The organism is Saprospiraceae bacterium, assembly GCA_016717265.1.
Taxonomy (GTDB): Bacteria; Bacteroidota; Bacteroidia; order Chitinophagales; family Saprospiraceae; genus Vicinibacter.
Genome location: JADKFX010000001.1, coordinates 1,105,215 through 1,117,684 on the forward strand (window position 1 = coordinate 1,105,215; position 12,470 = coordinate 1,117,684).

Below are 12,470 nucleotides of genomic sequence, written 5' to 3' on the forward strand. Positions count from 1 at the left end.
TATAATTTTTCTGTTGAAAAATTTATCGTGAATATTAATCCTAATAAAATATTAACCCGCAGAAAAATTTGAAATATCAATTGAAACCTTGTTTAGATTGGATTTTTCATAATTTTGAATGGTCATAGTTGCTCCATATTATAAATTCTGTCAAATAGAGTAAAACTGAAGGACATCGTAATTATGATTTTCAAAAACAATTATAATTTAACAAGTTTTCCTGATTTTAATATTCCTTCATTAGATTGAATGTAAAAAATATAAATTCCGGCAGTTAAATCATGGATATCAAAAATATATTTTGTTTTAGTCGGATCAAGCTGAGCTTTAAATACCTGTTTTGAATTTAAATCTTGTATTAAAAAATGGACATTTGATTGATTAGACAATTCGATTTCAAGATGAATTTGTTCGAATGTAGGATTAGGAAATATATTCGTAAAAACTGAATTAGCTGGAAATTCTAATCCGGTTATAAAATCAATAGTGCTATCACAAACGGGTGCCAGACCCAATCGGAAATTAGGAAAATAGGGCATGTAATAGTCATTATAAAAAGGTAGTTTTATTGCATGCTGAACAAATTCACAAGCTGTACCTTTTCGGTCAGGAAATTTAATTACATGTAAATAACTCGAAGTCGGATAAGTTGCCATATAAATTCTGCAATCGGGACCTAATTGTGTCGTGTAAAATGTTGTATAATACCAATCATAAAAATAATCAAACCAACCTACTTCTAACATCGCTTTCGTAGAATCTAATTCTAAAAAATCATATTGATATAAAATCGTATCTGTTACAACGTACAAAAATCTTCCCGAAGGCGAAAAAGCAAGTCCTCCATATTTCGATCCTGAATTTGGAAAGTCAATTTTCTTAAAATTACTTAAGACACCATCTTTCCTGTCAAAATCAAATAAGAATAGACCATCTTCGTAAAAAAACCTAGCAAGCTTACTTCCATCAGGAGAAAATAAAAAACCGTCTGAATCATTTCCAAGTCTTGTAATTTTATTACCTATTTTTTGTGCCTTTATTTTACTAATTCCGTTTTGATCAAGTAAAACGAAATAATAGTTTATTTCGGAATTATCTGTAGACGCCATAACCCACCAATCTTTATTATTAAAATGTTTTGTAGCACAGATGTTACCATGGACTAATGAAGTATCGTGAAGGATAGAAATACTTTTATCAAGCACTTCTCCTCTTCCCTGGAAGTTATTCATATTAACCAGAGCATAGCGGAATGCATCATATAATGCTAAGTTTGCTCCAGGCAAAGGTTTTTTTCTAATAAATAAACTCTTATAGAAAATCCAAAAATTACCGTCGTTATAATTATCTGGTAAAATCACTATACCTTGTCTGCCATAAGTATAGCAACCATAATTCATTGAATCACTTTGAATTAAACTGTCTCCATTGATTACCATTTGATTTTTACCATTATAAAGTTTGCAACCTTTTGTATAAAGTGTTAAGTTCCCATCTTTGTCGCAAATTTGTCCAGCTCTAAAAAATTGCTCTTGTAGAGTTGTGGTATCAATAATTAGCTTGTTTCCATTGAAATTCAATGCATAATTGTCATTTTCGTCACCCCTACAACAATCGTATCCCATAGCCCATGTATAATCATACTTGTATTGTGCTTGTGTAAACAAACAAACTAGCATATTCAAAATCAAGAAACATAACTTCATATAGCATAAATTATATAATTGCCGGTTAAAGAATGATTAACCGGCAATTATTAGATAAAATTAATCCTTTATAAATTTAGCAATATCCCTGGGTAAAAATAAATAATAAGATTAATGCGAGTATTCGTTTCATACAGGCAGAAGAAAATCGGGCTAAATATAGGCATTTTGAGCTTTTTATTTACCCCGATTCATCAAATTTGAAGATAATGCTAAGTCTAACGGAAAAGGGCTATTTCATAATTTGTATCCTTTTAACTATTCTTTCATTCTTTCCATTTAGTAAGTGAACAAAGGAAAGGCTATTTGGGATTTTTGAAATATCCATTTTCATTTTGTACCTATCTGTACTTTCACTCATTAAAACTTTGCCATTTAAGTCAAGCAATTCAATGTCTCAATAACTTTCTTCAATAACTGGCAACAGTATTGTTATTTCGTTTCTACTTGGATTTGGAAAGATGCCAACAATTCTGGAAGTCTTTTTCTTTTCTTCGATCTTAACATTTTCACCAGGAAGATGATAGTGCGTATCAAATCCTTTTAGATTCTAATTGCTTTTCTTCATTTCCGATTATTAAGCAGATTAAATTTAAACAAGTATCTCAGTCTAATATTGATAAAGAGTTTGGAGAATTTGCAAACATTAGAATTTATGATAGTAATGGTAAAAAATTGTTCTAAGAACTGAAATGTATTTGATAGATTATATTAAATAAATGTTATATGCTATTGTTTGCTGGTTCTGAGGAATCTGCTCAAAGAGCAGCTATGGTTTATTCATTGTTAGCAACTTGTAAGCTTCATGGAAAGAAGAAAACCAACAAATCCTAATATTCAAAATAGCAATGAATCATAGAATCTATGCACAACATTCTCACAGTTCCCATCTGAAGTTCTATCTTTGCTTGAAATTGTTTGATGAATCCAATAGTTAATCCAAATACGTTTCATGAGTTTTTGAGTTTTTTCCCAAAAACGGACTTACCACTTACGATTCAATATTCAGATTACCATAGTTTTAGTAAAGTGAATGATGCCCTACCAGATGAATTGTTAGCAGCATTTGTTTTGCCTAATTTGGATTTTGAAGTAGATGAGTTTACTGAATTTTTACCCTGTCTTCAATTTGAAGCAGATCATGGAATGCAACATATTGTGATTTGGACTGCCAGATTATTGCATTATTCATTTTATTTAATGAACTTTAATTCAAAAGGGGTGTTTCTACATTTTGCAGAAGTTGCTGGTTTCTATACCGAAAATGATATGATCTTTCAGAAGATGGCGCATATCGATGTTGAAGCAAATATGCTTGTATTGGAAGGAAGTATGACCCAAAACCAGCTGGAAGTAAATCCAAATACTACAAAAAAATGGCAGCTTGAAATATTACCAGATGGCCAGCTTCGAGTTTCAGAAATCAAGCTCTGATCGTTTATATTTACTGTTATAAAATTCATGAAAACGAATTCATTCAAGAAAAAAGGAAGTCCCACTAAAGCTAAATCCTCTCCACAGAATCAACTAAAAGAAAGAATCATTTCATTTTTTAGTAAGAATCCAGGTAAAAAGTTTTCACTCTTTCAATTAGCAAAAAAATTAAAAATTCGAGAAGTCCGTTCTTTATTAGAGCAATTAGACATCTTGGTTGAGAAGAAACAATTGCAATGTAGTGACAAACAAAAGTATTTTTCCAAATCGAACGTAGCTGCCGCAGGAAGTGGAACTATTTATGAAGGTTATGTAGATATGGCCCGGGCAGGATTTGCTTATATCATTTGTAAAGATGAAGGCAAAGATGTTTATGTTGCCCAAAAAAATTTGAAAGGCGCTGAAGATGGAGACTATGTAAAAGTTGAAGTTATTAAAATCTATAATTCGAAACCAGAGGGTCGTGTTTCTGAAATTCTGGAGCGTTCGAGAAATCAAATCATTGGGATCGTTCGATTTTTTAATCGAAGGGCTATTGCCTATGCCCAAAGTGGACAAAAAGTATTTGAAGTTTTATTAGAGGTCCCAAAAACGATACCGGTTGAAGAGTTTGATCGTGTCATTGTTTCGATTACGAAATATAAAGAAAAGCCAACAGATCTGTTAGAAGGTCGTGTAATTCGAAATCTGGGTGTTGAAACGTCTATCGATGTAGAAATGCAGAGTATCCTTGCTGAAAAAGGCTTTCCATTGGAATGGAGTGAAGGGTTGTTGGCAGCTGCTAATAAAATTCCGGAAGAAATTGTACTCCATTCTTATCGTAAAGATTACCGACAAATCACTACGTTTACGATTGATCCTTTTGATGCAAAAGATTTTGATGATGCCTTGTCAGTGCATAAAAATGAAGATGGTAGCTGGGATATCGGCGTACATATTGCAGATGTAAGTCATTATGTGGATGAACATTCCGCATTAGATAAAGAAGCCCTTAAACGTGGCAACTCAGTCTATTTAGTGGATCGGGTGTTACCTATGTTGCCAGAAAAATTATCCAACCATTTATGTTCATTAAGACCTCATGAAGATAAATATACGTTCTCGGTAATATTTACAATAGATGCAGATTTTCAAATAAAGAATCATTGGATTGGTAAAACTTTAATCCATTCAGATCATCGGTTTACATATGAAGATGTTCAAGATGTACTCGATAAAAAAGAGGGACCATATCAAAAAGAATTGCTCTTATTAAATGACATGGCTGTGTATATTCGAAAGCAACGGATGGAGCATGGCGCGATCGATTTTGATTCGGAAGAAGTCAAGTTTAAATTGGATGAAAAAGGAAATCCTTTGGAGTTGCTTGTAAAAGAACGAAAGCAATCTCATATGTTGATTGAAGAATTTATGTTGCTTGCAAATAAATATGTGGCGAGTTTTATTTCCGAAAAAAGTAAGGATCATCCGATACCCTTTGTTTATAGAATACATGATAAACCGGATCCCGCCAAATTGGAAGAGTTTGCACTTTTTGCAATGGAAATGGGAGTAAAACTCGATTTGAGCTCCCCGAAACGAATTTCCAATTCACTAAATAAATTAGCGGAACTTGCCCGTAAAAATGAAGCGCTTAAAATTTTGCAGCCTTTGGCAATCCGGTCTATGGCAAAAGCAGAATACAGTACTGAAAATATTGGTCATTACGGATTAGCATTCAAGTTTTATTCTCATTTTACATCGCCTATAAGAAGATATGCAGATTTAGTTGTTCATCGTATTTTATTTGCAAATTTAAGAGAAACTTATAGGATGGATACTAAAGTTTTAAGTAAGCAGTGCATGCATATTAGTAATCAGGAACGAAAGGCAATGGAAGCAGAGCGAGCATCTACACGTTTCTATCAAGTTTATTATTTGAAAGATAGAATCGGTGAAATCTTTGAGGGTCGCATAATTGGTATGAATGATCAGGGATTTTATATTGAATTGGAAATAGTAAAATGTGAAGGATTTTTGCCTTTTCATCAGTTTGAAGAAGAAATTAAAATTAATAAAAACAGGCTTGTTGCAGAAGCCAGTGTGATCAATAAAAAATGGAAAATAGGAGATAAATTAAAAGTTAAACTTGCAGATGCAGATTTGAATAAGAAGGAATTGTTATTATCGTATTATTAATCTAATTTCATTCGAATGTATTTTTTTTCAAGCAATAAATTCTTTACGAAATTATCCAATTACTGCAAAACACAGATGGAAACATGGATTACAGTAAATAGGAAGACTAAAAACAACGGATTATGATGCCTTGGATGCAAATTGTTGAATTCAATTTCAAGTGTACTGAAAATTGTTTTTTTCCAGTATAATAGTATCTTGTGGCCATGTTTTTTCATCGATATATCTCCTTACTTAGCCTTATTTTATTGATTTTTTTCGGTGTGTCGGGACAGGTTTATGCCCAAAAACAAAGTACTATTAAGGGGGTTATTACAGATGAAGGAACGGGTGAATTTCTTTCGTTTGTATCTGTTTCCCTGAAAGATAGACCAGTTGGAAGCTTAACGGATAGTTTGGGCCGATTTAGTTTCAAAGTCAATGCAAAACAGGGTGATTCTATTCGAATTAATTATGTTGGTTATGTAGCGCAGGTTTACGCTTTAAATTCAAAGCCAGTTCAGAATTTTACAATTAAGTTAAAAGAAGAATCCTACTTGTTGGGAGAGATCCTTGTAACTGCAGACCCTAATCCTGGACGAAGCTTAATGAAAAAAGTGGTCAGTCAAAATGAGAAGAATAATCCTGTAAATTTAAATCGAATACATACCCGAAGATGGGAATTAAAAGAGGTAGGCGTATTCGATCCAAAAGCAGATGAAAAGAATATTACTTCGGGTATTATTTTTGGAGATAAAGCTAGAATATTTTCAAAATTAAGACAAGAGGATGATAGTCTTAAAAAAGAAACACCTTTATTTTTCTCTGAAAAAATTTCTGATTACGAATTAACACGAGATCCTTTCTCAGAATCTGAAAACCAAATCGCTGTACGTACTACCGGTTTTGAAACAGATAGACTTTTAGAGCCCTTGGTAAAATGGAATGCTGGTGATATTAATTTATATGATGATTGGGTACTCTTATTTAATAAGGCATTTGTGAGTCCAATTGGAAAGGATGCTTTTAGTTATTATCATTTTTATATTGTGGATAGTCTTTCCTTACCGAGAGGGTATTATAATATTACATTTCAAGCCATTCCGAAAAATTGGCGTGATAATGTATTTACTGGATATTTTACAGTCAATGACAGTTCGTTTGCATTGGTATCTGCAGACCTTCGTCTTAGTAAAAATGCGAATATAAATTATATAGAAGCCATCAGAATTCAACAGCAATATACATTGGCTGCGGATGTTTCTGCGGGTTCTAGTCGATATTCATTAAAAGAAAGTAAACTCTCATTGCAATATCTTGCAAATCTTGAAAGCTTGGGAATTCCACTTCCAATTTCTTTAGGTGATAAGATTATGATTTGCAAAATGACGGTGAGACATTCTGAAATTTTATTAAATGCAGCTCAAGCAGCTAATTTTGCAAAATCGGGGGCATTGGTAACTTCTATTAACTTATTAGATACAGGTCATGATGAAGCGTACTGGACTGCCTTGCGTCCTGATAGTTTAACAAAACGAGAAGCTTTGATTTATGAAATGGCAGCGCAATTGAAAAGTGATACGCGAGCTGTGGTAAAAGAAAAATTCTTATCGACCATTGTTTCAGGAGTATACTATATCGGGAGTCAGTTTTATATTGGTCCTTTAGGTTCTTTAATAAGTTATAACAGGATAGAAGGAATTCGATTTAGATTAAGTGTTCGAACTATGGAAAAGATCTTTCCGAAGTCGGGAATTTATGGTCATATTGCATATGGATTAAAAGATGAGCGTTTTAAGTCAAGTATAGGGCTTCGTCATATATGGAGAACGCAACCTTATTCTAGAAGTCAATTAGCATATAGTTCAGATTATGATGTGGTCACAGAATGGTATGATCAAAACGATAAGGACAATTTGACAAACTCTCTCTTGAGAAAGCGAAGCGTACCCTATTATAGAGTTTTTATGACGCAGACTTCCGTAAGTCATGATCAACAGCTTGGTGCGAATTTTATGTTTCATCTTGGGATGAATTATCAAACACTAGATCCAGCCTTTAAATATGAGTATCCGAATCCTGCATTTATAAGTAATGATTTAACACCGGATGAAGCGCTTACAAAACACAAGGTTCCAATTACTGAAATAACCTTAGGCATAAGATTTGCATTTCATGAATCTGCTAAAATTCATAATTACACAAGATTTCCATTAGCATCAACAATTCCTGTGATCGCCATGAGCTATTCCCAGGGTATCAAATTCAGAAAATCTGATTTTAAGTACCAGAAACTTAGTGTTAATGTAAATCATACATCACACCTAACACCAAAAATTGAATTGTTATGGAATCTTGAAGCAGGTCAAATTTTTGGTAAAGTAGCTTCCTTAATATTGCATCAACCGGGAGGGAGTGATGCGTGGGTAATTTCGCATCGGGTTTTTAATTTGATGACACCTTATGAATTTACAGCAGATAAATATATAGAATTGCATTCTCGATTTCATTTTGGAGGTTTGTTATTTGATAAAATTCCATGGATTCAAAAATTTCAATTAAGAGAACGAATTGTAATCAATTCATTTTGGGGTTCCTTATCCAATGCAAATGAGCAGTTTAATTTGCAGCAAAATGCACAATCAACTCAAAAGGATCCATATGTGGAAGTTGGAGTTGGTATAGATAATATTTTTCATTTGCTTTCTGTCCATTATTTACAACGGATCAATTATTTAAAATCGCCCGGAGCAAAAGGGAATCACAGAGGTATATTTTTAGGATTAAAATTTATTTTTTAAGTTTTGCCTTTAGGATTTTTGAATTCAGGAATGTAAATGCTTTATCCAAAGGGTAGATTTATCAAATTTTTGATTTGTTTTGAATCTAAATTTTATGTCGAAAGTTGAAAATTGAGATTGGTATCATTCGGGATTTGGGTATTCGACTAGAATCAAAACCGCAAGGTATTTTTATTTAAATAAACTATTCAATTTATTGAATTTCAATATTTTATAAGTAATTAACTGAGTTTTATGCCGTTATTGCTTTAAAATTTTCTACCTTTGCACTCCGTTTTAGAAATCTTAGCTATTTTTTGACATGAGTAAAAACAGGATTCTCTTTATCACACAAGAAATGGAGCCATATCTGGATCTATCCGGAATTGGGTCTTTAATTCAGAAATTACCTGCCTATGCGCAAGATAGTGGTATGGAAATCAGAATCTTAATGCCTCGTTTTGGAACTATTAATGAGCGGAGACACAGGTTACATGAAGTGGTTCGATTATCGGGTATGAATATCATTATCAATGATGATGATTTTGCTCTAATTATAAAAGTTGCTTCACTTCCAGGCTCAAGAATTCAAGTTTATTTCCTTGATAATGATGAATTCTTTAAACGAAAGTATGTCTTTGAAGATGAGGAAGGTAAATTATACGATGATAATCAGGATCGTATGATATTCTTTTGTAAAGGTGCTTTGGAGACTGTGAAAAAATTTGGTTGGCCTCCAGATGTTGTTCATTGTCATGGATGGATGACTAGTTTGATTCCTTTTTATTTGAAAACAACCTATAAGAATGATCCTGTTTTCAAACATTCCAAAGTGGTATTTTCAGTATATGATCAGGATATTGAAAAAAGTTTTACGGAAGAGTTCTTAAAGAAAGCGGCTATTAATAATTTGAAACCTGAGCAATTATTGGCTTATAAAAATGGAACGGGTATCAATTTGGATAAAGGCGCTATTCAATATGCTGATGGAATTATTCAAGGCAGTCAAGAAATAAGTGAATCATTAACTGCGTCTCTAAAAACCTTGGACAAACCGTTTATTCAAACTGGAGCAGAAGATTTTTTGCCTTCGTATATAGATTTTTATAAGAATCTGATCCCATAATCCGTTATTCCCTGATTAGCAGATAAAATATGATTGGAAAAATAAGCCTAGGTTTTTCACTTCTTATAGGAAGCCTTTTGATTGTAAGTTCTTGTAATGATATAGATTCTTTTGGTTCAGACATACTGGATTCAGGTTGGCTTCAAGCAAAAGGTGTGGATACCTTTAATTTTGATGCTGGTGTAGCGCCTTATGACTCAACCATTACCTTTAAAAATTTTACAACACTTGGTTCTGTAAATTTTTTAGATGCTGCATTTCCGTTAGGCAAAATGCTTGATCCGGTTTTTGGAAAAGTTGCTGCTGGTTTTGGTACCCAACTTCGAATTATTCCAAGTAAAAATACAGACTTCCTAAGTTCCTCTATTGATTCCATCGTAGTTTCTCTGCGTTTTGATACCAGCTTGTTTTACGGAAAGTATGCAGAAAAAATGAATATTGCCGTATATCCCTTAGTGGATCCATACAATGTTGCTGCAACATATTACAGTAACCACAAATTGAATTATGATAAAACGCTTAAATTAGGGGAAGTCCTGAATTACGAAGCGAGTAAAAAAGATAGTCTTCCAATTATTGAAGACACCTTTAAATTGAAACTTTATTCACAATTGCGCTTCCAATTGGATACTGCAGCATTTATGAAAATTCTGAGGTCCTATCCCGATACTGTTTACTATACAGTCGATTCCTTTAGTAAGATATTTAATGGTATTGCATTCGTTTGCGAACAGGGGAATGGAATATTATCTGTTTTGCCAGAACATACAGATAGTAAAATCACGATATATTACCATAACACAGGAGCAACACAATCAAAAAGAGAACTTTTTATGAGTAATCTCGCGGTTAAAACGCCATTTTATGAAATTGATAATACAAATTCAATAGCAGGAGATTGTATAAATGGTACTATTTCCAGTGATAGTTTGTTATCCATACAAGGTTTCGAAGGTCGAGATATACAATTGAAAATTCCTTATGACAATAGTTGGAATAACAAATTTATCAATTTTGCAGTTTTGCAATTTTATGTAGCAGAACAAGCTGGAGATGATTTGGTAAATTTTCCGCTTCCTACGTTGTTAGAAATATTTGATAGAAGCACAGGAACCAGAATTGCTATCGATGATGTTGCTTTAGGATTGAATTCATTAAACACGTATACGCGTGTTTTTGGTGGAAATCCGGTTAAATCAGAAGTAGACGGAAAAACGGTGTATCTTTATAAAATGAATATTACCAGGCATTTTCAAAATTCATTACGAGCAAAAAAAGACATGGATCTGGTTATCAGTCCTTTATTTAAATTGGAAACTGCAGCTAGGACCATTTTCTTTGGACAAGGAAATCACAATTTGCGAGCTAAATTAATCTTAACATACTCTGAATAACATTAAAACACATTATATTTATACATAATATGTGTGGAATAATAGCATACCTTGGGAATAAAAATTCCTATCCAATCATCCTCGAAGGTCTTAAGCGATTAGAGTATCGTGGATATGATTCCGCAGGCATTGCCCTTCTTAACGGAACCCTTGAAATTTATAAGAAAAAAGGTAAAGTACAGGAATTGGCCGACCTCACGGATTCAAAAAATCTTTATGCGACTATAGGAATGGGTCATACCAGATGGGCGACTCATGGGAAACCAGATGATATCAATGCCCACCCACATTTTTCAGGAGATGGACGGTTAGCAATTATCCATAATGGGATCATTGAAAATTATGCTACCTTAAAGGAAGCCCTTACACGTCTTGGACATCAATTTAAAAGTGAAACAGATACCGAAGTTTTAATTCACCTTATTGAGGAGATTCAAAATCGCGAAAAATTAAGTATTGAAGAAGCCGTGCGAAAAGCACTTTCTAAAGTTGTGGGAGCTTATGCAATTGTGGTCATCGATAGAAATGATCCGAATAAATTGGTGGGTGCTCGCAAATCAAGTCCTTTGGTAATAGGCTTAGGGGAATCAGATTATTTTATAGCATCGGATGCAACACCCATCATTCAATACACGAATAAGGTGGTTTATTTAAATGATGAAGAAATTGCAGTACTTACAAGAGATAAAGGATTAGAGATTTCTACCGTAAGCAATGATGAGTTGCAGGAACCTGTGATTCACGAACTTGACATGCGTATGGATCAATTGGAGAAAAGTGGCTTTGAACATTTTATGCTCAAGGAAATTTATCAACAATCTCAAACCATTTCAGATTGTATGAGAGGCCGTTTAAATGCAGTGGATGGTTGGGTGCGATTAGGAGGACTTGAAGAACATATTAATCGAATTACCAATGCAGATCGAATTATTATTGCAGCTTGCGGAACCTCCTGGCATAGTGCATTAATTGGCGAATATTTAATTGAAGATTTAGCAAGAATTCCGGTTGAAGTAGAATACGCTTCTGAATTCAGATACCGAAATCCAATTCTTACAGATAAAGATGTTGTATTGGTAATTTCACAATCTGGTGAAACTGCAGATACTTTAGCAGCCGCTGAACTAGCGAAAGAAAAAGGAGCTTTGGTTTATGGAATTGTAAATGTTGTTGGTTCTTCTATTGCACGATTAACGCATGCAGGATCCTATATCCATTGTGGTCCGGAAATTGGGGTGGCTTCGACAAAAGCATTCACTGGACAAGTCACTTTGTTGACGCTCATGTCTTTAGTTCTCGGTCATCGCAATGGTACCTTATCAAATACTTATTATCATCAATTAATTGCAGAATTAGCAAACATTCCAAGCAAAGTTGAAAAAGTACTTGCAACCAATGATAAAATAAAATATCTGGCAACAGAAATTCAACATACAAATAATACTTTGTATTTAGGTCGTGGATATAATTTTCCAGTTGCATTAGAAGGAGCTTTAAAGTTAAAAGAAATATCTTACATCCATGCGGAAGGCTATCCTGCTGCTGAAATGAAACATGGACCGATCGCATTGATTGATGAAAATATGCCAGTCATAGTAATCGCAACAAATTTAAGTGCTTATGAAAAAATTGTTTCCAATATTATGGAAGTGAAAGCACGTAAAGGAATGGTCATTGCTATCGTAACGGAAGGTGATACAGAAATTAAACGCATCGCGGATCATTGTATTGAAATTCCAAGCACCATTGATCCATTGACACCTTTACTTTCCGTGATTCCTTTACAGCTTTTATCATATCATATTGCAGTCATGCGTGGATGTGATGTGGATCAACCCAGAAATTTAGCCAAATCAGTAACCGTCGAATAAAA

General features: G+C 33.5%; 7 protein-coding genes. 6 read left to right on the plus strand and 1 reads right to left on the minus strand.

The features are described 5' to 3' along the window. Positions 1-200: 200 nt before the first annotated feature. Positions 201-1,706 (minus strand): T9SS type A sorting domain-containing protein, encoded by a 1,506-nt coding sequence (locus tag IPO86_04370; protein MBK9727337.1) that lies wholly within the window; start codon positions 1,704-1,706, stop codon positions 201-203. A gap of 921 nt (positions 1,707-2,627) precedes the next feature. Between IPO86_04370 and IPO86_04375 the strand changes: the two genes are divergently transcribed. The 6 genes from IPO86_04375 (at position 2,628) to glmS (ending at position 12,468) form a co-directional block, all read left to right on the plus strand. Continuing rightward, positions 2,628-3,140 (plus strand): hypothetical protein, encoded by a 513-nt coding sequence (locus IPO86_04375; GenBank protein ID MBK9727338.1) that lies wholly within the window; start codon positions 2,628-2,630, stop codon positions 3,138-3,140. 27 nt (positions 3,141-3,167) lie between these two features. After that, positions 3,168-5,318, plus strand: a complete 2,151-nt coding sequence (rnr, locus tag IPO86_04380) for a ribonuclease R (protein ID MBK9727339.1) — start codon at positions 3,168-3,170, stop codon at positions 5,316-5,318. A gap of 263 nt (positions 5,319-5,581) precedes the next feature. Further along, on the plus strand, positions 5,582-8,098 hold the full coding sequence (locus tag IPO86_04385) for a carboxypeptidase-like regulatory domain-containing protein (GenBank protein ID MBK9727340.1): 2,517 nt from the start codon (positions 5,582-5,584) through the stop codon (positions 8,096-8,098). A gap of 301 nt (positions 8,099-8,399) precedes the next feature. Continuing rightward, complete coding sequence (locus tag IPO86_04390) at positions 8,400-9,203, plus strand: glycogen/starch synthase (protein MBK9727341.1); 804 nt, start codon at positions 8,400-8,402, stop codon at positions 9,201-9,203. 29 nt (positions 9,204-9,232) lie between these two features. Then, entirely contained in the window at positions 9,233-10,597 is a 1,365-nt protein-coding gene (locus IPO86_04395; GenBank protein ID MBK9727342.1) for a DUF4270 family protein, read from the plus strand. Positions 10,598-10,626: 29 nt separating this feature from the next. Then, positions 10,627-12,468, plus strand: coding sequence for a glutamine--fructose-6-phosphate transaminase (isomerizing) (gene glmS / locus IPO86_04400; GenBank protein ID MBK9727343.1), 1,842 nt, complete (start codon positions 10,627-10,629; stop codon positions 12,466-12,468). The last annotated feature ends 2 nt before the right edge of the window (positions 12,469-12,470 follow it).

Excerpts from the sequence above, each read along its gene's own strand:
- IPO86_04370 (MBK9727337.1), bottom strand. The coding sequence starts at position 1,706 with ATGAAGTTATGTTTCTTGATTTTGAATATGCTAGTTTGTTTGTTTACA.
- IPO86_04375 (MBK9727338.1), top strand. The coding sequence starts at position 2,628 with ATGAATCCAATAGTTAATCCAAATACGTTTCATGAGTTTTTGAGTTTT.
- rnr (MBK9727339.1), top strand. The coding sequence starts at position 3,168 with ATGAAAACGAATTCATTCAAGAAAAAAGGAAGTCCCACTAAAGCTAAA.
- IPO86_04390 (MBK9727341.1), top strand. The coding sequence starts at position 8,400 with ATGAGTAAAAACAGGATTCTCTTTATCACACAAGAAATGGAGCCATAT.
- IPO86_04395 (MBK9727342.1), top strand. The coding sequence starts at position 9,233 with ATGATTGGAAAAATAAGCCTAGGTTTTTCACTTCTTATAGGAAGCCTT.
- glmS (MBK9727343.1), top strand. The coding sequence starts at position 10,627 with ATGTGTGGAATAATAGCATACCTTGGGAATAAAAATTCCTATCCAATC.